17 protein-coding genes are annotated in these 22,376 nt (G+C 42.9%); 7 read left to right on the top strand and 10 right to left on the bottom strand.

Annotated elements, in window-relative coordinates:
- Window positions 1-100 precede the first annotated feature (100 nt).
- The 4 genes from GVO60_RS04035 to GVO60_RS04020 all read right to left on the bottom strand — a co-directional run bounded on the left by GVO60_RS04035 (window position 101) and on the right by GVO60_RS04020 (window position 6,373).
- On the bottom strand, window positions 101-361 hold the full coding sequence (locus GVO60_RS04035; protein ID WP_159651300.1) for a DUF5062 family protein: 261 nt from the start codon (window positions 359-361) through the stop codon (window positions 101-103).
- Between the two features lie 83 nt (window positions 362-444).
- Complete coding sequence (locus GVO60_RS04030; protein ID WP_159651299.1) at window positions 445-1,521, bottom strand: threonine aldolase family protein; 1,077 nt, start codon at window positions 1,519-1,521, stop codon at window positions 445-447.
- 746 nt (window positions 1,522-2,267) lie between these two features.
- Window positions 2,268-5,315, bottom strand: coding sequence for an efflux RND transporter permease subunit (locus GVO60_RS04025; RefSeq protein ID WP_159651439.1), 3,048 nt, complete (start codon window positions 5,313-5,315; stop codon window positions 2,268-2,270).
- Window positions 5,315-6,373 carry an efflux RND transporter periplasmic adaptor subunit gene (locus tag GVO60_RS04020; RefSeq protein ID WP_159651438.1) on the bottom strand — a complete coding sequence of 353 codons (1,059 nt, stop codon included), beginning with the start codon at window positions 6,371-6,373 and terminating at the stop codon, window positions 5,315-5,317. The genes GVO60_RS04025 and GVO60_RS04020 overlap by 1 nt, the downstream gene beginning before the upstream one ends.
- 214 nt (window positions 6,374-6,587) lie before the next feature.
- On the opposite strand from GVO60_RS04020, the gene GVO60_RS04015 reads away from it, so the two are divergent.
- From GVO60_RS04015 to GVO60_RS03995, 5 genes are all read left to right on the top strand, one after another.
- On the top strand, window positions 6,588-7,193 hold the full coding sequence (locus GVO60_RS04015; RefSeq protein WP_159651298.1) for a TetR/AcrR family transcriptional regulator: 606 nt from the start codon (window positions 6,588-6,590) through the stop codon (window positions 7,191-7,193).
- Window positions 7,194-7,638: 445 nt separating this feature from the next.
- On the top strand, window positions 7,639-8,073 hold the full coding sequence (locus GVO60_RS04010) for a DUF4402 domain-containing protein (protein ID WP_159651297.1): 435 nt from the start codon (window positions 7,639-7,641) through the stop codon (window positions 8,071-8,073).
- Window positions 8,074-8,124: 51 nt separating this feature from the next.
- Window positions 8,125-8,577, top strand: coding sequence for a DUF4402 domain-containing protein (locus tag GVO60_RS04005; RefSeq protein WP_371862424.1), 453 nt, complete (start codon window positions 8,125-8,127; stop codon window positions 8,575-8,577).
- Entirely contained in the window at window positions 8,574-9,269 is a 696-nt protein-coding gene (locus tag GVO60_RS04000; protein ID WP_159651296.1) for a fimbrial biogenesis chaperone, read from the top strand. The genes GVO60_RS04005 and GVO60_RS04000 overlap by 4 nt, the downstream gene beginning before the upstream one ends.
- A gap of 26 nt (window positions 9,270-9,295) precedes the next feature.
- Entirely contained in the window at window positions 9,296-11,725 is a 2,430-nt protein-coding gene (locus tag GVO60_RS03995) for a carboxypeptidase regulatory-like domain-containing protein (RefSeq protein WP_225874892.1), read from the top strand.
- Window positions 11,726-11,781: 56 nt separating this feature from the next.
- Here GVO60_RS03995 and GVO60_RS03990 read toward each other — a convergent pair whose 3' ends face one another.
- Genes GVO60_RS03990 through GVO60_RS03980 form a run of 3 tightly spaced genes read right to left on the bottom strand, consistent with a single transcriptional unit; the run spans window position 11,782 to window position 14,667 of the window.
- Window positions 11,782-12,687, bottom strand: coding sequence for a DMT family transporter (locus tag GVO60_RS03990; RefSeq protein WP_159651295.1), 906 nt, complete (start codon window positions 12,685-12,687; stop codon window positions 11,782-11,784).
- A 5-nt stretch (window positions 12,688-12,692) separates the two neighbouring features.
- Window positions 12,693-13,436, bottom strand: a complete 744-nt coding sequence (locus GVO60_RS03985; RefSeq protein ID WP_159651294.1) for a 2OG-Fe dioxygenase family protein — start codon at window positions 13,434-13,436, stop codon at window positions 12,693-12,695.
- 16 nt (window positions 13,437-13,452) lie between these two features.
- Complete coding sequence (locus GVO60_RS03980) at window positions 13,453-14,667, bottom strand: argininosuccinate synthase-related protein (protein ID WP_159651293.1); 1,215 nt, start codon at window positions 14,665-14,667, stop codon at window positions 13,453-13,455.
- Window positions 14,668-14,768: 101 nt separating this feature from the next.
- Between GVO60_RS03980 and GVO60_RS03975 the strand changes: the two genes are divergently transcribed.
- Window positions 14,769-15,677, top strand: coding sequence for a LysR family transcriptional regulator (locus GVO60_RS03975; RefSeq protein ID WP_159651292.1), 909 nt, complete (start codon window positions 14,769-14,771; stop codon window positions 15,675-15,677).
- Between the two features lie 57 nt (window positions 15,678-15,734).
- On the opposite strand, the gene GVO60_RS03970 is transcribed toward GVO60_RS03975, so the two are convergent.
- Both GVO60_RS03970 and GVO60_RS03965 read right to left on the bottom strand, forming a co-directional pair.
- Window positions 15,735-16,916, bottom strand: a complete 1,182-nt coding sequence (locus GVO60_RS03970; RefSeq protein WP_159651291.1) for an MFS transporter — start codon at window positions 16,914-16,916, stop codon at window positions 15,735-15,737.
- Window positions 16,917-17,246: 330 nt separating this feature from the next.
- Window positions 17,247-20,501, bottom strand: a complete 3,255-nt coding sequence (locus tag GVO60_RS03965) for a S41 family peptidase (RefSeq protein ID WP_159651290.1) — start codon at window positions 20,499-20,501, stop codon at window positions 17,247-17,249.
- A gap of 377 nt (window positions 20,502-20,878) precedes the next feature.
- Here GVO60_RS03965 and GVO60_RS03960 point away from each other — a divergent pair, with 377 nt between their 5' ends.
- The gene (locus GVO60_RS03960; protein WP_159651289.1) at window positions 20,879-21,370 is read left to right on the top strand and encodes a GNAT family N-acetyltransferase; all 492 of its coding nucleotides are present in this window, start codon (window positions 20,879-20,881) and stop codon (window positions 21,368-21,370) included.
- 24 nt (window positions 21,371-21,394) lie between these two features.
- Here the strand turns inward: GVO60_RS03960 and GVO60_RS03955 are convergent, their stop codons facing one another.
- Window positions 21,395-22,375, bottom strand: coding sequence for a phosphotransferase (locus tag GVO60_RS03955; RefSeq protein ID WP_159651288.1), 981 nt, complete (start codon window positions 22,373-22,375; stop codon window positions 21,395-21,397).
- Between the last annotated feature and the right edge of the window lies 1 nt (window position 22,376).

The raw sequence follows: 22,376 nt of genomic DNA, 5'->3' as shown, positions 1-22,376 counted from the left end.
TTCCTCATCTCACTTAGACTCACTGCAATAACCGTATTGCTCTACGCCATGATCAAAAAAGGCGAACCAAATGGTTCACCTTTTCACATCATTAAAGTGTTTATTTAAGAGGATCATTGTCTGGCAGCGCACTATGAATCCACAGTGCTAATCTGTGTTTGATATTCGCACCATCAAGCTTGTTGTCAGGTAACGGTGTGATCTGTTTGGCGTCAACCAAGAATAGATAAATCGCTTTCACTCGTACGGGTTGTGGTGACTGAGGAAGTTCAAAGCCTTGCATCTTTGCCATCTTCCCGGCAATCTCAAGTGCCTTTTTAACCAGTTTATCTTCATTATGAAGCTTGGAGCTTTTTGACATAGATAGAATCCTCTTCTTCGCTTGAGCTAAGAATACATGAAGTGTCACAAAGGGCGTGTTAGTAAGCTCTCATATTGATGAGATTACACCGCATTGTCTAACAACTGATTGAAAAACGACCTCAATTGTTCATCTTCTATATCGAGTAATTGGTCTCCCACATACCACTCCAGAATAGATTGATTCGGATGAGCGGTTACTTGAGGATGACCAAACCAAATGCCCTCTTCCTTAGCAAAAGTTTTCTGAAGCTCTTTCACTTTCTCACAACTAAAAGGAAGTATAAGGTGCAACATGTTGGAATGGGGCTGGGTCGGACTCACCGATAAAGCAGGGAACTCTTCTATGATCTTATAGATCTGCTGCGTTCGTTCAAAAAGTGCAGGCAGTTTAGCTAACCTGTCATCAAACTGCATGGCAGCAGAAACAACATAAGGCGTTCTATGATATAAGTTTCCACCCTGACGCTTCATCCACATGGAAGCAAGTTGAACAAATTCTTTTGACCCAAGTAGCATAGAGCCACCTAGCCCGTTGATGCCTTTGTAGAGTGACACATACGTGGTATCAAACCCTGATGCAATTTCACGATATTCTTTCTGATAGTAGGCCGCAGCTTCCCACAACCTAGCGCCATCCATATGTAAATGAATGTCCTTTTCTGCGCAATACGCTTTGATTTCTTCAAGCTCTTGCCATGAAGGTAGCTGACCGCCAATTTCACGCATCGGTAGTTCATACAAAACCGCAGCAATTTCATCAGGCCACGCTTTTAAATCGCTGAGCTGCCATGTTTGGTAAGGATTCCCAATTGGCATAACAGTAAAGCGATTTTGCAATTGATAACCTTGTCTTTCGTGAACATAAATATGACTAGATGGGTGCATCGCCACAATAGGGTTACGCTTTTGTTTCGTCACTAACTCCAGCACCGTTGGCTGTGTCATTGTGCCAGTTACGACAAAAAGGCCTGCCTCGTAACCCAGCAGATCTGCGACCTTTTGTTCGAAAGCTTGTATCGTTTCGCCGTCTCCATAGACATCGTGACTGACTTTATTGTCCTCACACCATCGAGCCATTTTTGAAAAATGCTCAGCTGGTGAATCTTCTTTATTCCCAGGAAAGTGGGTATGACAGAGCTCTTTTAGGTGGGTACTCATCGTTCTATCCTTCGAATCTAAGTCCCAATAATGTAACGGCTTAAAAGTTAAGCGTAAACCGCACTGTCTATACTTATTTGGCGATTCACCCTATCTATCGCTACACATTTTTGTAAGCAACTCTCCAGAAAGAACATCCAATTTCTTATTTCTGTTCAATATCCACCAAAATCAAGATCAGTACAGTATCAATGAAGAGCTCATTTATCTCTTCTATAACAGTAAAACAGATACTCTCTCAAGATCGTAACTTCTTGATTCAGTTCCAACGATTTAAGCAACAAAGCCTCGAGTTAGTGGTCGATATATAGATAACCAACTGATAAGATTTATAAATAAAAATCTTTAGGATAGTAGTTTGTTTTGTGAACTCACGCCGAGCGAAGGCACATTTTGGTTTTTTTTAGTTCTTATAGGGTATGGATTTATCAGATTTTCGGTTGTTGTAAAAACAGGAAAGTGGCCGGGGGTTAGCGCAGATCACCCTACCTCGCCGAAGGTATTTAAAATTTGTGCGCTGATTGCATCACTGGTTTGGGGGTTCCTAATCGTTATGCTGATAACACAAAAGGTCCTCGGGACATGTGGGTATTAACTTGTATCTTGCCAAGATAGCCGTAATCCGCTTACTAACGCTTAGGTAAATCCAATATCGAGCCAGCGCCATAGACACTGACTCGTATATTTATCAACACACCTAATTTATGCCAACTCTCAGGTTCATTATTTACATTGTAAATCTTATATTACTGTTCAACTTTAACTCTAAAGAACAGAGCATAGAACAGTGGAATAACGACCAATGTTAAGATCGTAGCGAACAGCAGACCAAACATTATGGTCACTGCCATGCTCTTAAAGAATGGATCAATAAGCAATGGTGCTACACCCAAGATCGTGGTTAAAGCCCCTAATAACACTGGCCGCGCGCGACTGGTTGCCGCATCAATGATCGCAAAATATGGTCGCTTACCTTGGGCAATCTCTACATCTGCTTGATCCACCAGCACAATCGCGTTTTTTACCATCATGCCTATCAGACTCAAGAAACCAAGAATCGCCATAAACTCAAACGGCGTTTGGAATACAATTAAACCAACAGTTACGCCGATAACTGCAAGAGGTGCTGTTAGCCAGATCACTAAAGGTTGACGCAGAGCGTTAAACATAAAGATTACCGACAAGATCATCGCTGCAAAGCCATAGGGCGCAGAGATAGCCAATCCCTCATTGGCATCTTTTGACGCTTTGTATTCGCCATACCAAATCAGTTCGTAACCGGCAGGCAAGTCAATCGCTTCTATCTTACTTCGGACGGCATTAAACGCATCAGAAGTCATAACGCCTGGTGCTGGATCCGCTTGTACCATGATTGTAGGCACGCGATTTACTCGTCGTAAAATCGCATCTTGCCAAGCCATATCGACAGAATCAACCAACTGGCTCACTGGGATATAACCGCCAACTGTTGCGCTATAAACTTCGGTGTTTTCAACCGCTCTTTGATGGCTACGCTCATCTATTGGTGCACGAACCACAATAGGAATCAGGTCATCACCTTCACGATAAACGCCGACATTACGGCCTGTTAACGTTTGTGCAATGGCTTGGTTTATCTCTTGAGTGGTAAGGCCAAAACGCTGCGCTTTTTCTGCTGAATAAACAGGACGAAGTACAGGTACTTGCTGACGCCAATCATCTTGAACCGCAATCAAATTGCTATCTGCTTGCATGATTGCTTTCGCTTGTTCAGCTAATTGGCGCAATACGTGACTGTCTGGCCCTTTAAAGCCCGCTTCAATCTTTTTACCGCCACCACGACCCAGCATGAACTTCCACACTTTAATCGATGCATCGGGGTATTTCTGCGCAAGCTCATCCTGCAATTCAACCAATAACGGGGCGATTTTCTTATAGTCGTCGATATCAATCAGCAACTGACCATAGCTAGTGTTACGCGCTTCTGGCGAATAAGTCAGCATAAAACGTAGACCACCACCGCCAATAAAACTCGCAATATTGGTTACACCTTGTTTGACTTTCACATCTTGCTCAATGGCTGCGATCATTCGCTCGGTTCGGCTAATGTCTGAACCTTGCGGCAAATAAACGTCCACCACAAATTGCGGTCTCTGAGAGTCTGGCATAAATCCCGGAGGCACATATTTAAGGCCGTATACTGCAACGCCCATCAAGCTAACAAGCATCATCATACTCATCGCACGATGCTTCAGAACCCAAGCAAGTAACGCTTTATATATCGTCATCATTTTACTCGGTTTCGCTTCACCTTTATTCGCCTTAATCTTTAGAAAATCAAAGCAAAGCATCGGGGTGATCGTCACGGCAAAAACCCAACTTAGCAGCATCGAGTAGAGAATCACCCAAAACAACGATCCCGCATATTCCCCCATATCGGAAGGCGATAATCCAATCGCACTGAATGCACAAATCCCCACTACCGTGCCACCAAGTAGAGGCCATTGCGTAGCACTGACAACGTCCGAAACAATCGTTTCTTTGTCATCTTCCGGGGTTTGTTGCAGTCGAACCAAAATGCCATCAGTCACAACAATCGCATTATCAACTAACATCCCTAACGCAATAATCAGAGCGCCCAGTGAGATACGTTGCATTGCGATATCTTCAATGAACATGATGCACAGTGTCGCGGCGACAGTCAGCAGCAGTACAAAGCCAATTATGATGCCGGAGCGAACCCCCATGAAAAGCAACAGGACAACAAATACAATCGCGACTGCAGCAATCAAGTTATCGATAAAATTAGCAACGGAAGCACGAACAGAATCAGACTGCATTGAGATGACATGCAGATCCATACCTAATGGTCGTTGATCTTCAAGCTCTGCTAAACGCACTTTAACTGCGTCACCCATATCAACGACGTTACCACCAGTAACATTCGAGATACCAAAACCAACTGCGCGCTCACCGTTGTAACGCATCAACATACTTGCAGGCTCTTGATAACCTCGCGTAACTGTAGCGATATCACCCAGTCGCATCACTGTATTCCCGCTGCCTAACCCTATTTGTAGGTTACGCAAATCGTCAAAAGAACGAATATTCGAGTTCGGAATAACTGGGATACGCATGTCCTTCGTTTCGATTGCGCCCGCAACCGTCACCATATTTTGCTTTTGAAGAACTTGAAATACTTGCTGCGCAGAGACGCCAAACTTTGCTAAACGCTCACTGGATATTTCAACGAAAATGGTCTCCTGTTGTTCAGCCAACGTTGCCGTTTTCGCCACTCCCGGAACAAGTACAAGTTGACGCCTTAAACCATCAACATAATCTTGTAGCTGCTTATCACTATAATCTTTACCCGTAACAGCAAAGAACAACGCGTAAACATCTGAGAAGTCATCATTAACGATTGACGCTCCTGCGCCCGGTGTTAGCTGACGCTGAACATCGGCCACTTTTCGTCTAAGTTTGTCCCAAACTTGTTGCAGCTCCGCTGAGCTTTTTGCAAATTTAAGTTTGATCTCTACCGTGACTTCTGACATCCCTTGTTTAGAGACCGATTTAACCTCTTTAAGCTCTTGTAATGACTGAACCGCTCCCTCGATGAGATCGGTGACTTCATCAGAAACCTCTTGCGCAGTCGCGCCAGAATAAGGGGTATTGATCACCGCTTGACGAATCACAAACTCTGGGTCTTCAAAACGCCCCAATTTAAGGTAACTGATATACCCACCAAGCAAAATCAGAGCAATCAATACCCACACACTGGTACGTTTAGCGATGGTATAACGTGCAATGTTCATCACAGAGTCTCGCTCGTACTGTTGCTCATTGGACGAATTTCCATACCTTCTTGCAAACTCGACATACCCGCGATGACCACCTTGTCTCCAATCGCAAGATTATCGTTGATCACAACGCGGTCACGGCTCAAAGCGCCAACATCAACATAACGTCTAGTGACTCGATCTCCCTCACCCACAACCCATACAAACTGCTGGCCTTGGTTATTTGGAACAACCGCTGTAATCGGTAGAGTGACGATTGATCGTTCAATCTGGCTGTCTTGCTCGGCTGGTACTACCTTCACTGTCATGCCAGGCAATACGCGATAACCATTTATGTTCTCAAAGCCTAATACCACCGCATAGGTTTGCGATACAGGATCCGCCTGCGTCGCATAAGAACGTAATGTTAGATCAAACAAATGATCCGCAATTGCGCTCACTTCCGCTTTTGCTTTCGTACTGTGTAAACCAGAAAGCATCACGCTATCTGGAATGTGAATAACCACCTCTAAGTCACTCAAATCATGCAATGTAAACACTGGCGTGTTTGCTTGGATTTGCACGTGATTATCAACCAGCTTTCGACCTATGATCCCACTGAAAGGCGCTTCGATACGGGTGTAATCCAACTGGCGCTGAGCCTCATCACGGCGGTTTTTGGCTAAGTTATAACGAGTTCTCAACTCATCTAAACTGCTTTTTGAGATCGCTTTGCTCTTTTCATAAATCGCCTTGGCTCGCTCATATTCCACCTGAATATTGTTGAGTTCCAGTCGCGCAGATGCCAATGCAATTTCAGCATCATGAGAATCCAACGTCGCCAGCAGTTGCCCCTGCTCCACACGATCCCCCTCTTTCACCAAAATACTGGTCAATCGACCACTCATTCGAAAAGAAAGGTCGGCACGCTCAGCTGCTCGAATGACACCATTGAACATCAAATGATCATTACGACTCGCCGCCACTGTTTCGGTCAATACGGGTCTAACGGTTTGCTTTACAACAGGTGCTTTCGCCTCGACACCACAGCCAGTTAGCGTCATACCTGAAATCGATAATCCAATCGCCAACATAAACGACTTTGATCTCACAAAATTGGCTTTAGCGTGCAATGTATTCACATTGTTCTCCTAAGAAACAAAGGTTGGGCCGACACCACGTCAGCACACAAGTAAACTCATGAGTTTATTTTTCGGATTCTATGCGAGCACTCTCTCAAAGTAAACTCAAAAGTTTACCTACAAGATCACTATTGTTAGACTAGATTGACACCAAAGGAGAAAGATAATGACCCGCTCAGAACAAAAGCAATTAGCGATCATCGGAGCAGCAAAGGAAGAGTTCATTCAAAATGGATTCCTAGCGGCTAATATGAACAATGTCTGTACCGCAGCGGGGGTCTCTAAGCGAACACTTTATCGTTACTACGAAAGCAAAGAACGATTATTTGAAGAAGTACTGGTGAAGATTCAGGAAAGTGTCACTCGCACTATTGAATATCCGTTTGATGAACACAAATCGATTGAAGAGCAGTTACGCACTGTCACTTTGCGAGAAATTGATGTGATGTACAACATCTATGGCATTGCACTCTCAAGAACTATTGTGATGGAATTTTTCCGTCAACCGGAACTGGCGAAAAGCATTACTCAACGTTTATACCGAACACGTGCGGTCAGCAGTTGGTTCGAAAAAGCACTCGCCAGTGGAAAACTTGCTGCGCCGGATATAGAAACTATTACCAATGTCTATGTCAGCATATTTCAAGGTCTATTATTTTGGCCTCAAGTTTTGGGAATTTTACCTATGCCAAATGAAGAAGAGCGCGAACATCAGGTTTCTATTATTGTAAATACCACATTACGTGCTTTTTCTGCTGAATCGATAAAGTAACCCTATTAAAAATATATATTCGAACGAGTCACTCATAATTTTCAATGCCAACATATTGTACTTAAAAATATTCAAACTCGCCAAAAATATTAGAATGATTCTTATTTAATTAGACATTTAAGTGTTATTAACGCCCTCTTAAACATATGCAACAAGATTATATTTATAATATTTTCGCTTATTGCATATGCAACTCAATTCCTTTAATTGAATAAGGTTTATTTAAAAAATAGTCCGTTAGTACTAGATTCAATTAGTTAGAACTAAATGATTAATGTGATCAACATTCCAGTTATTTATATATTACATAATTAAGAGCAAAAACATTTTTAAAAATTATTAATTGAATATATTTTAATCAGAGCGATAAATAGTTGTTTCATTACATTTTTTGTCGCAAATATAAGAATTAAGTAAATTCACGTAACCAATAATAGGGAATACCATGGATAAGATCCTTAAAGTAGCTGCTCTTTCTATCTTCACACTTTCTGCTACTAATGTACTGGCCGCAAGCGACACATTTAATGCAACATTGGAAGTTAAACAAGCAATCTCGATGAGTAAAACATCGAACCTAGACTTTGGTATTATCACAACTGACCAAGCAACAGATGTTGTTATTGCTCAAGGTGATGCCGGTGCTGCAGCATTTAACATTACAGGTGGTACTGGCGAAGTAGTCACAATTGCCATTTCAAACACCAACCTAGTCAACGGTGGTAACAACGTTGCTGCAGAATTTGACTTCCCATCAACACTAACGCTAACAGGTGGTACTGGCGAACTTAAAGTAGGTGGTACAGCTCGTGTTGCTAGTGCAACTTTAGTGGCAGGTACTTATTCTGCAACTGTACCAGTTAACGTAACGTACCAATAATTCATTGATGAATTGGTTTGATCAGTAAATCTATGGCGGTGATTAGCCGCCATGTTTAAAACAAATAATACAATGCCGTTCAAACTCGCTTTTTATTTAGGGTTATTTTTATTCCCTATACATTGTTATGCATTAAAAATAATTCCAGAGAATTTAGAAGTAAACTTCCCAGGACTCCACTTAACTGGTGTTGGTAAAAATGTCGTCTCTAAACCCGATAATAACCAGCTCTATGTCGTAAGGTTTCATGTCGAAGGAACACCTGGAAAACGAATTTTCGTTTCGGTTCCTAATGATCAATATCTACAACATGAGACAGACTCTAGTCGGGTAAAAATACGTCGTATATTCTACGGATGTGGGCTATCTAAGCGAGGCCGAACAAAAATAAAAAGTGATGGTAAAAGTAAAATGTTGTGTATCGGAGCCAAAGTCCGCCTTGGCAAAAATCATTCAGCGGGTCGTTACTCCGGAACTATTCCTTTTGAGGTCAATTACAAATGAAACGCTTTTCTTTATTTATTCTAAGCTGCATATTTGCCGTCCCAGTATTTGCACAACTGCTTATTGCTCCAACTCGTTTCGTTTTAGATGCAGATCGATCTATCACTGAGAAAATAGTGGTCGAAAATAGTTCAGATCAACCTTTGAGACTGGAAATAAAACCTGTCTATAGACCCATTACTTCTGCGGGCGTAACTCGTTTAACACAAGATATACAGCAAACCGAGAATATTGCTAACTGGATTCAAGTCTCTCCTCCTGTGATTCGCGAACTAAAACCAAATCAACGTCGTACTATCCGACTCAGGTTCAACGCCCTTCCCAAAGATATGACAGATGGTGAATATCGTGCATATTTATGGTTCTCTCCTATCGCAACTGGTCAGGAGCAAGCTAAAGATTCCAAGCAATTATCTGGTCCCGCTTTTGAGCTCGACTTTCGTGTAAATAGCTACATTCCAATCTATGCACAACGAGGAAAGGTCACTCAAAATGTTGATATTCAATGTCAAAAAGATGCCATCCATATTCAAAACAACGGTAAGTACCAGTTTAATGCAACACTAAACATCAACGGCCAAGATGAACGATTAGTACTACTACGAGATTCACAGCTGATTAAGCCAGTCGCAGCAAAAAGCCACGCGACTTTGCTTCAAGATCAGAAAAAGATCCATGAATGCTTCTTTTAAATAACTAGCGTTTATCCCAAACCCTCATGTTTGTTCGAGTTTTTATCCTCTTAGGGGTATTCACGGCTTCACTTTTTTCAGAAGCCATAGCCCGTCAAGCAGAAAGCACAGACCTATTCCCTGCCCATATCGAAGTTCGATTGGGCAATGTGGGGGATGGGTTTTATCGGGTCATGATGGATGAAACAGAAACCCCATACTTACCCGTAGAAAAAACTCTTTTCTATCTGCTAGAGGTGACAGGAGGCTGCTATGAACCACAATGTGAAGCCTTTTTGCCTCAAGATGCCACTCACGAATCTCCACCTTTCCTTGTCGATTTTGCACAGAGCCAATGCTACCGCTCTACCTCTCAGCCTCAAGCAATTAAGCTTCTGAACATTGAGGGGGAATGGTTCATACATTGGTATAGCTTGCATGCCTGCCTACCCATTGAGTTAGATTGGTATATTGATGACTATCGACTAACGATTAAACGACACTTTAAGTCTCAATCAGATCTTGAAGAAGAGATCCAAAAACTCAGACGGGACTCGCGAGAAAAAGCAAAACAACTGGAGAAATTGCGTCAACAACAGACGGTTGAGCCCTTAGATAAAATCGGATTTTCGACGCGAGTCTCGACAACCGCAACCTACGACAACGAAAATAATGGCACGTTACACCTGCTATCGGATTCATTGCTGAGTACCGAAAATACACTTTCTCGCGTATCGATAGATTCACGTGAAGAAAATCCTGTGGTCTATTACAACCTCGCTATGAATACCAACAATGAGCTAGGCACACTAGAAGTTGGTCACGTATTACTTGATGGGGGGCTCTATTCAAAGCCAGTCAGCCTTGAACACGGTTTCTACTACACGAACAGAACCAAGGCACCCGAGTTTGGTACCTTACAGTTAGAGCGTACCACTCAGCCCAACATCAGCGTTGATGTATTAATAAACGGTATTTACCGCCGTACTTATCAGTCAGATGATTTTGGTTACTTTGTCATTGAAGAAACAAACATAACACCCGGTGACACAATCACGTTTCGTTACTATCTAGCCAAAGGCGTTTGGCAAGAAGAAGAGATCGTCGTTGCTGGCTTAGAAGACTCCTTTTTACCACAAGGCCAATGGCGTACCGAACTGATCGCGAAACTGGATGGTGGTAAAGTTGGCGCAACAAACCTTGAGTATGGGATGGGAGATTACTTTACGCTCGGCGCGACCTTACTCACTTCTGAAGAAGAAAAGTTACTAGGCCTTCAAGCGCGCTACTTACCGGCACATTGGATGGCATGGAATATAGGCTGGATACAGCAGACTCGGCGTATACCAATCGAAATTGACGCTCTGCTAAATAACAGACAGTCGCTGATCATTGAAATAGATAAAACTGATAATTTCACGACCGATGCAGCTGTCTACGATGCGATCAATTATAATTTTTCTTTGGGCCGTTATACTTCCAATATCAATTTTCGCCGGGAAAAAAGCCAGTATCTGACCTCTGCAAGAATAAGCACCAAAATTGCCAATAGTCTGTTTCTCACCGCCGAATCCGACTATACCTATCACAGGAAAAATCATAATAAAGAGATGCGTTCTAGTCTCGAATTGGCTAAAAGTGGCTTTGCAGATACCTCGTGGAACCTAAGAGGAACGTGGGATCAAGATGGCGACCTCGAACACGCTTCAGCTTCCTTACGAAATATCTGCAGAGATTGTTGGCTCAATTATTGGCAATACTTTGATGAGATCACCTCCGATCTTTCGGCCAATTATCGAAGCAACTATTTTGATTTATCCGCTTCTCTAGAAGCCAGATTCAACTCTCACCTACGCATGAAACTGTTCGGCTCGCTGGATACCTATGGTATGGAATTTACCGGTGAATTCGGAGCGCGTAGCCATTTTGACCAAGATGTTGGTCAGTGGCTAGATTGGAGCAAATACAGCTTTGCCAAAGTCACGGGGAAAGTAACCGATCAACAAGGTCAACCGATCGAAAATGCGGTATTGCAGGTGTTAGATCAATACGCCACCAGCAACGAACATGGTGAGTTTGTCTTTGAGCAAGTACCGGCGCGTGACAACCTTTCTATTTATATTGATGAAGGCGCACTTGATCTCAACCTAACTCCGAAACGAAACCCCATTCTTGTAAATACCCGCCAAGCAGGAATTACTCGAGTCTCTATTGTGTTAGTCGCCTCATTTGGTCTGGATGGCACTATCGATGGACCGATTCAACCCAACAGCTATATCCATTTCAAACATATAGGCAAAGGGTTAGAGTATTCCAGTTCAGTTGAGAGTGATGGATTCTTTATGGTCGAAGGGTTATTGAAAGGGGCTTATATCATCACTCTCGAAAACGGTGATAAGAAAACAGTCATGCAAGCCTATCTGACCAGCGAGTTTTGGCTCAGCAACCTTGAATATCACGTGGACGATTTCCATTAAAAAAACAAACCCCAGTAACTGGGGCTTTGCATCTTGTGATCTCTAAACCAAAGCCATTAACTCTCTCTGGTTGAAGTCACGATCACACTAAAGAGAATCAAACCACCGCCTAGCAGCTGCATCATGTTTAGAGATTCTTGTAACCATACCATAGCAAAGATCGCTCCAAACAAAGGTTCGCTACCCATTAATAACGACACACGAGTTGGCGACGTTCTTCGCACCGCATAATTCTGAACATAAAACGCAAATAATGTGCAAAACAAAACGAGGTAAGAGAGCGTTACCCAAAACTCAATGCTGGTTGGAATGACCACTTCTGAAGCCGGTAGATAAGTCACAGCACATACTATCGCAACCGTTGCAACCACTAAGGATTGAAGAGAGGTCAACGTTGAAGTGGTGATCTCTTTACCTTCCGTAAAGCGCTTGGTTAAGGTGACCATCAATGCACGTAACAGAGCGGCAGTTAAAATAAAGTAATCACCGGAATTGAGAGAAACATCAAACCCTTGATCACCGGTAAGAAGTAATACACCAACGACGCTACATACCGTCAGCATCCAAAGCGTATTACTCACTCGTTTTTTGTTAATGATTAATTCTGCAAACGCAGTCAAGATCACCGATAAACTGATCAAGAATGCGGCATTCGATGCTGAGGTTTGAGAAACCCCGAACACTTCGCAGAAAAAAATCGCCGATAGGATAAAGCCGGTCGGTATTGCTATCTTCCAATCTTTATTCAGTCCTCGGCGAAAGTCTCGAATCACCACAGGTAGCATACATAGAAAAGTGATTGAGAAACGTATGGAAATGAAGACCAACACACTGGTATACACTAAGGCACTTTTGGTAAGCCCGTAACTGGTTCCCCAAAACACTGCAACGAGTAATAGTAGACTCTCAGTAATAGGAAACTTAAAACTCCCTTTCTTTAACGAACTTGCTGCCGTAGTCATGTTAGTTAGTCCTCCATTTTTGTAAAAGCGATCACGAGTACATCCCTGTACGCGCATTTATCTGAATTTTCTGGTCGAATCGGCGATACTTGGTGCATGGTTTTTTCATCGTTCGCCATCACAATATCAAACGACCTCTCTAGGGTAAGTGTTTCCAACTCATTCTTATCAGCGTCTGTCAGTGTTGTTTCGCCACCCTCAACATTAGTCCGATTAATCATCATCGAGGCAATATAAGTGACACCATCACGATGCAAACCTTCTGGTGTCGGCTGTCCCCACTCCAAATCATCAGCAACAATGCGATATGGATGCAGACGGATGTTCCACTTGGTCGCTTTTCCTTCAGCACCATCGTAAATATCACTCATCAACTGCAGTAATCTTTCTAGGATTGGAGAGGTCACAAACCGATCGGTTAAGGGCTCGAAATGACGCTCAATATCGCCATTCAACGAGTTTATATAAGCAGGCTGAACGTAAGGTTCATGGCAAAGCATCGTGATTTCAGAGGTATGAGGCAGCTTGACGAACTGACCATAGCGTCGGTAACGATAAGTCCCCCCATCCGCCATATATTGATCGCGTTCTAAGTGATTCCAACAATTACGAAAACGGATCACTTGATCAACATTAGTCTTGAGCAAAGCGGTCATCTGTTTACCACTGACAAAAACATACTGATTTTGTTTTAGTAACTCCGTGATGACCGAAGTGTTTTTTGACGTTACTTGTTTAACCATCTCCATCAAATACAACTCCCTACTACACTGTTTGTCTGGTTTGTTCTGATATACCATGGCACGCGAGAGAACGAGTCCCTCGCTCTTTTGCCACCTGAATTTCCCAGGTATCTCTATCACATAGATAACGGGGATTATCCGCTACAATACTTGTCGCTAGAACCGTTCCTCTAGTGAGATTGAATAGAACACTGCCAGAAACGAATTCCGCAGTGTGGGCAATGAACGCGTAGCTCGAACTTTGCATCATGCTGCCAAAGCGACCTTCAACGGCCTCTTGGGTCCACATTTGATTGTGCATTGCTTTTGCTTTGAGGACATCGGTAGGTAACGTTGCTGTTTCCAACAACTTATAAGCCTTCATCAAGAGAGTGGCAGCGGGTGCTTCTCGTACCTCTAATACCTTCTCGTCTTGATCGAGATGGTCAAACCCTACAAATCGACCTATCTCATACGCGCCAACGTGGTTGTTAATGAAGGTTATTAACTCGAGTAAATTGATCGGTAGATCATTCAGTGTTACTGGATAACCCTGTTTAAAACCGATCTTAATTTGATTTTTTTCTAACTGTTTCTCGGGCTGCCAACGAGACCAAGTAAACAAAGATTCAGATGCAGTAAAGCACTCTGGATTGTCTAGGGCGCCTGACTCAAACTCGCGGCACCATAAATTCGAATCGCCACTCACACTTCGGTTTTTAAAACCCACTAAGCCTGAGTGGAACAACGCCTGAGACTTGTCTTCACGAGAAACCGCGGAGTATTCATAAGGCGAGCCGTAAAAACCCTTAAACCCAGAGCGCTCAATTGCGCCATTTAGTCGACGCAAACTGTTTTGAGACTGATTAGCCGTATGGATAATGGCATCACACTCCAATATTTCCGCTAATTCTACGGCTTTCTTTACAATAATCGGACGAGAAAGAGACGAGCTCACTGGATAGTCACCAAGATATAGAGCTTGAGCCTGGATTGCTGAGACCAAACTGTGTTCAACAAACTCTTGCTGCGCGTCAATAATCTTTAAATCAAAACCATAATGATCGGTGATCAACTTCAATTTAGATTCATCAATGTCATCGCCTAGGTCGACAGCAAGAGCTGTTACCTTCGCTGAGCTATTTTTTAAAATTTCCAAAATGTATGAGCTATCTAGCCCGCCACTGAATAAGGTCAAAATATGCTTAGAGACATTGGCAACTGCCTGAACATCTTCGATGCTTCTGATCTTCTTCATGCTTCACGTCCTTGATTATTGTTGTTGTCAATTGACTTAATTAGTATCCATTAGTAACTTAGACGAAACAATATAGCCATTATGCAAAGGATAATTGCGCCATGGACACAAATAAGCTTATTCCTCTCCTATCGGAGATGGCAATCTTCGTTAATGTCGTTGAATCGGGTAGCTTCTCAAAAACCGCAAAGAAACTTGGCGTGTCTCCCTCTTCTGTCAGCCGCTCAGTAACGCGACTAGAAAATGCGCTAGAAGAGAAGCTCCTAGAAAGAACCACTCGCCAGATGCGTTTGAGCTCTACAGGGCATGAGGTTTATAGTTTATGTAGCGATATGATGAACTCTGCGAAAATGGCCGTATCCGCTGCTCAAGTTGATAAAACGGATGTCTCTGGATCTTTGCGAGTTGCAGCGCCAAAGGCGCTTTCCCGTCAGGTATTGATGCCCATCATTCTCGACTTTATTGATCAGTTCCCAAGTGTCTCACTTCAGTTAAAAGTCGCCGATCACTACATTGATCCTATTGGTGACGAAGTGGATGTCATCATCATGATTACTGACAAGCCTACAGAAGGATTAATCGCTAAACCTCTAGGGCAATGTCGTCTGGTTTTATGCGCAAGTCCAGGATATTTAGAGAAATTTGGAACGCCGATTCACCCAGAAGATATCGCACATCATAATTGTTTGTGTTTGGGGGAGAATCCCCGAGATCGTATTTGGGAGTTTTCAAACAATAATAAAAAACTTTCGACGAACGTCAGTGGCTCATTCACCGTAAACCACAGTGAAATCCGCAGAGAAGCCGTTTTGAGAGGTGTTGGCATCTCTGTTTTTCCAGAGTTTGCTATCCAGTCTTATTTAGATTCCGGAGAGGTTGTTGAAGTATTACGAGATTGGCATGTAGGGGGAAACTATCAAGGTAAGATCGTCGCACAGTATGCGCAATCAAAATACATCCCGGGGCAAATAAAAACCTTCATTGAGTATTTGCAGCAAAGACTCGTGTAGTTGAGAGATGAAAAGTGAAGGATTCGCTTCACTGTTCTGGCTCATCAATAGAAGCGACTAAGTCCACTTTAGCATTCGAACTTCATTGCCCTCTTCAGGCTTTTTCGGAATATTCAGGGACAAAGTCAACGAGACTAAGGCCATTGCCGCCCCAATGAAAAAGACCGCAGATGGCGATACTAACCAGATTAAACCAAAGCTGACTGGAATAAATACTGCCGCAATGTGATTGATGGTAAAAGCAACACCCGCTGTAGACGCCATATCAGCAGGATCAGCAATTTTTTGAAAATACGTTTTGATTGCTAATGCCAAAGCAAAGAACAGATGATCGACAACATAAAGCGCAGCCGCCCATTCTGCTGAATCGACAAATGCATAGCCGACAAACACACCAATCAGGCCTACATATTCAAAAACCAAAGCTTTACGCTCACCCACTTTGCCGATGAAACGCCCAATTCGTTTGGCAAACAAAAAGTTAAACAGGTAATTAATAAGAAAAAGTAAAGTGATGTCAGCCGCAGAGTAACCAAACTTCTCAACCATCAAGAAGCCAGCGAAGACGGTAAAGATTTGACGACGCGCACCACTCATAAAAGTAAGTGCATAGTAGAGCCAGTATCGCTTGCGTAGTACCAGCTTCTTATTCTGCTGAACTTCCGTTTTAAACTCAGGAAATGCAAAAGCCATCCAAACAACAAGCGCGAAACCTACTCCGCCAAATATTAGGTATACCCATTTAAACCCGAGCTGGACAATTTCCAGACAAAACCACAAGGCCCCATAAGTACAAAGAGAAGCCAGTGCCCCGATTGAAATCAGCTTGCCGAGCATCTCTGGTGCTTCTTCTTTTGAAAGCCATTGCAATGACAAGGACTGCTTGAGTGTTTCAAAGTAATGAAAGCCTGTCGACATCAAAAGTGTGGTCATTAAAAGCCCAAACAGAGAAGGAAAAAAGCCTGTAATCATGGTGCCTAACGTCAGTGCGGCAAGTGAAAGCAGCATGAATTTTTGTTCTCGGATAAACAGCAATACAAAAACGGCGGTAAAGGCTAAGAAACCAGGAATCTCTCGTACACTTTGCAACAAACCAATATCAGCACCATCAAAATTCGCCTTTTCAATCACGAAGTTATTCAATAGGGCCATCCAGCTTGAAAAAGCAATTGGCACAACAATGGAAACAATGAGCAAAAAGTTTTGCGGGGTTTTCCATGATGGAGCAGCAGTGGTCATCAATCCTTCCTTGGTTAATAAATAACGGTAAATCGCCTTCCCTTATTAAAAGCTCTGAAAGCGAACTCCATCAAAATGTGAAAAATATAAGCAGGCGTAATATTTTCGACTCTAACACGTTATTCACGTTTTATCCGTCTAATTATTAACCCCAATGCGTATCATACCCAATAGTCATTCAACCTAGTGGGCATTCCAACTAACACCTCACTTATAACAACAAAAATCCCCATTCGGCATTAAAGCGCAAATGGGGATTTCATCGTCATAAAATCGTGATATTGGCGAAGATACTTCCTACCAACACCAACTCATTAATATGATGTTAAACTATTTTTCATCCAGCTGTTTCAACAATGCTTCTACAGCCACTTCTAATTGTCGATCTCTGTTCTTTGCCACATCTTCCGGAGACTTATAAACTAAAATATCTGGCTCGATTTCTTGGTTCTCAAACCAGTTACCTTCATCGTCTTTAAAGCCTAACTGGGGAACACCATAGTTGATTCTTGGCTCTTGCAAGCTTGGCCAAATAACAGCGGTCCCTGTTCCTGGTACGCGTTCACCGACTAACTGCCCCAGACCTTCTCGTTTATAGAAAAATGGCGTAATAGAACCATCTGAATAGCTATTGGCATCCGCTATCATAATGCTCGGTTTAGCCCAGCGTCTCTCAGGGAAAGAAGTCAGTGTGTAACCATCACGTGTTTCGATGGAGCTATGGCGTACACCCGATAAAATTTCCATTAACTGACTAGTGAGGTTGCCCCCTCCATTGAAGCGAACATCAACAACTACCGCTTCTTTGTCTCGATACTTACCAAACAAATCGTTTTGCATCCGTTCGAAACTATCAGGCCCCATTTCTGCAAGATGCACATAGCCTAAACGACCATTTGATAGCTTTTCGGTAAGAGCTTGTCTCTGCTCAACCCACTCATCGTAAGCCAATACGCCTTCTTGCCTTAAACTGATCGGCACAATTTTAAAGTCTTGCGCTGACTCCTCTCCTGGCTTAAGAACACTGAGTTTGGTCATTCGACCTTTTTTGAAATTAAGCAGTGGATAGATATCTTGCCCTGGGGAAACATCCACACCATCAACAGAGTAAATAATGGCGCCTTTTTTGATCGGCGATCCATACGTATCGGCTGGTCCACCGGCTAACACCGACTTCACCCTCACCCCTTTTCCTCGGTATTGATCATCATAATAAAGACCCAGTGAGGACGGCTCTTCCCAAGTATTCACGTAGTCATCAAAATCAGAACCTGTATGGGAAGCATTCAGCTCGCCTGCTAGCTCACTGAGTAACTCAGCAAAATCGATGTAATTGTGTATCCCAGACAATTGCTCTCGGTAAAGTTCACCATATTGCTCCCAATTGACGCCATGCATATTAGGATCATAAAACTTAGATTTAGTTAGCTGCCAGACGTGGTCAAACATATAACGAACCTCACCCGAGAAGTCGTAATTGGCTTGAGCGGCATAATCAATATATTCGCTGTCGTTTGTCACAACGTTAAGCTTCTCGATCCCCTGATCTCCAATAATGATTAACGTCTCATCATCAGATGACATCACCGCTGCTCGTACATCAAAATAGCTACGGGTAAACAAGTGTGTTTGTTCACCTGTTGTGAGGTCGATTTCTGAGATCTCTGCATTGTCACCATCAGAACTAATGATCACCATATAGCGGTTATCTGATGATAAATGGAAAAACAGTGGCCACAGTGAACTTGAAGTTACCCTCTCAGTTCGATGCTTAAACCCTTTTTCTTCAACAAGGGTAGGATTAGGCGGTGATTGATCATCATCACTCTCTCTTCCTCCTGCGATTTCTTCATCCAACCATTTTTGTTCGTCACTTTTGTTCGCATCAAATTGGGCTTGCTGGTTCAAGTAGGTAATATAGATATCTTGCTGATTCGCAAACCCATCAATCCCATAGCTAGATTTCGCATTGCTTAACCAATAAACCGCTTGGCCGTCATGAGAAAACTTCGGTCTGTTTTCAGTAAAGCCTGTATTTGTTACCTGAATAGGCGCCTGACTACCATCCGATTTAAGCAAAATAACATCACTATCTAGCTCTGAATTATTGCGTGTTACTACATACTCGCTATCAGGAGACCATGAGTAAGTTAGGTCGCCATCCATATACGAATAGAGTGCTTGGCTGTCCAATAAGGTGTACGTTTGATCCTGCTCCAGGTCATAGACTTTTAGAGTATTGCGGTCTTCACGGTAGATGACCTTCTTACCATTCGGCGAGTACAGTGGTTGAAACTCATCCGCTGGCTCATCAGACAGTTGCTCTTCTTTGATATCAAACGAAGTCGAGAAACTTTTCCCTGTATCATTTACATAACTCTGGAAAATATCCCAATTACCGTTTCTCTCAGACGCATATCGAATTACATAGCCATCTTTTGAAAACGAGATATCACGCTCTGCGGCAGGCGTGTCAGTGATTCTCTTCGTCGCTCCTGACAAGAGTGAAACCACATAAACATCACCACGTGCGACAATAGCGACTTCAGGCGCATAAGGAGAGACCGCTATTTCTGTGGCTTCGTGATTGAGGGTGACAAATCGGCGCCCTGTATTGAGTGAAGTCTGGCGGATGAAAACATTAACGGGCTTAGATGCGTCTTGATTCGACTTTTTCAGCCAAATTTCACCATTGTAACCATAGGCTAAATCGCCAGATAAGCTTGTACTTAAGAAACGCACCGGTAGCGTGTCATGTTGCGTTACTTGCTCTGGTTTCGCACCTTCGATGAAGCTTTTTTTCCAAACGTTAAACGAGCCAGATCGTTCTGAAAGATAGTAGAAACTTGAGCCATCTTGACTCCAAACCGCATTTCTATCCTCTCCACGAAATGACGTGAGCTTCTGGTGTTTCTGTGTTTGCGAGTCATAGCGCCAAATATCGCGTGTCGCGTCAGAAATGGCTCTCTTTCTCCACTCCTGCTCGAATGAAGGCTCGTCAGTATAAAGGTAAGCACTGCCATCCGGTTTCACAGAAAGAGCACTGACTGGGTTCGATAACAGTAGTCTCTCACGCCCTCCTTCACTAGACACCGAGTAAAGATGTTTACTGCCGTTACCCATGAAACCATTGTTCAGCGTTGCCTCGCTATCACCTAACCTTCTAGAACTAAACAGAACTTCACTTCCATCTGAGCTGAATGCATAAGGGACGTCGGCACTCGAGTGGAATGTCAGCCTTTTAGCTTGACCTCCTACGCTTGGCACAATAAATACATCACCAGCCCCAAAGCGTTTAGATTGAAAAGCAATAGATTTTCCGTCCGGGGACCAAATTGGATGATCACTATATACATCATTACTTGTAAGTGGTGTCGCTTCTCCACCGGTTGAGTTGACCAACCATATTTGCCCAGAATAAGTAAACGCGATCTTCTGACCATCTGGAGAAATAACAACATCTCTCATCCATTTAGGGCTACGCTCTGACTCATCAGCCTGAGTCGGAGCCGAAACAGCAGCATTGGGTAACGCTATTAACAGTGAAAGTGCCAGCGCACCTCTCCTACAACGTGTTAGTAACATCAGCATTCCTTTTAACTTCTTTTCTTTAATCTAAAGCAATAAAAACTTATCGTATTACGATAAGTTTTAGCGAGCAAGCATTGATTTAAAAAATATTTTATAAAACAGATATAAGGTAAGGGAATTTCACTAAAATAGAAACCAACAAGCAGCAAAAGAAACTCGTGGTATAGCAAAGTAAAACACTTACTTAGTAAGCTTACGTCACGGCTTTCCCCCCTCTAATTAAGAACTTTTTTTCCATTCAAACACCCATCAAATCTCTATCCTTGCAAAAGAGAAACTTATCTATTTTTAATTAATTAAAATCAGGGCTTTAACTCGCATTAATTTCTCGTTATGGTTGAGTAATGTTCAACCAGTCGAGAGAGAAATATATGGAAATTATTATTCGCCCTACTCTAGCAAGCGATGCGGCCGCGTTATGTGAAGTTTACTCACAACCTCTAGCTCAACGTGAAACCCTTCAATTGCCGAAGCCGTCTGTTACCATGTGGACGCAACGACTGGAAAACATACCCACCGGCGTTTATAGCTATGTTGCAGAAGTGGATGGGAAAGTCGTGGGGAATATCGGTTTTCACCACTCTCAGCGCCCTAGAACAAGCCACTGCGCAAGTTTTGGGATTGGTGTACACGATGATTATCACGGCCTAGGAATCGGCAGTAAGCTAATTGAGACGATAATTGAACTTGCTGACAACTGGCTACAAATCAAACGAATTCAACTTGAAGTCAATGCTGACAACGAGAAAGCCATTGCGTGCTACAAGAAATTTGGTTTTGAAATCGAAGGGGAATGTAAGGCGGGCTCATTCCGAGATGGTGAGTACATCAATACCTATTATATGGCGCGAGTGATAGCTTAATTGGCGTCCCTTAAACGAATAGGCTTACCTATCTGGGTAAGCCTTAATTTGTTCTAGAGCTTTGATCGCTAGTCCTTCAGTATAAGGATTTATTTTCCAATGTTCTGGACTCCAGCCTTTTACAAAACGGTGAAAGTCAGCCCAGGCAACAGCAAACAACGGTCGCCAACTTTGCTCAATATGTTTGGCATCTAAATCCGGACGAAATAATCTCAACGCCTGCTTAAGGTGTTCAAAATATTCATCCAATATCCAATTCTCTTCTTTTGTACATTGCTCTGGCGATACAGCACTGCTCATAAATAGTGCGACATCTTTCATCGCGCAGCCCTGACCAACATATTGAAAGTCTACTGCCGCTGCAAACTTGCCATCAGAAGTAAAACAGAAGTTAGCCAACTTAGCATCGCCATGAACCAAGGTTTGGTAAGGAGCTTGGGTTAAGATCTTATCGATCTTTTGAGCTGCGCACCTTAGGTCCTCATCTGCCAGTGCCTCAAGTTCATCTGGCCTCGTGTCCAAGTGCCAATAAGTACCTTTATCCCATAGCCCCTTATGTGGGCTTTCAATATGTTGCGCATGAAAATAGGCCAACCAACGAAGTGAAGCGCTTATATGGGTAGATTGTGCCTTGTCCACCACATCGACGTAGCCTAACTGGTGAAGATCTTCCATCACCAAAAGCCATTCCGAACCATGCTGTTTTACTAGCAAAGCCTTAGGAGCAGGACTATTTGAGCTACAAAGGTTGGCGTAAGCTTGATAGAAGTTCAATTCCACATGATAGGAGTGGAGCTTACGCTGATGAGAACGGTTGGTATTCCATCCTTTGGGGTGATGTTCTGGTTTTGGCAAACGAATATGCTTAATCACAATCGAGCTATCATCGACAGACAAGCGAACTAACTCGCCATACCCACCCCATAGAATTTGTAATACGTCGACTTGGTGAATCGATTCAAAACCTAGTTCTTTAATGATCGGAAGATAGTCTAGATGATTCATA

This window comes from Vibrio atypicus (assembly GCF_009811315.1).
GTDB lineage: Bacteria > Pseudomonadota > Gammaproteobacteria > Enterobacterales > Vibrionaceae > Vibrio > Vibrio atypicus.
The sequence above is the reverse complement of the archived record's forward strand: the minus strand, read 5'-3'. Positions and strand labels throughout refer to the sequence as shown.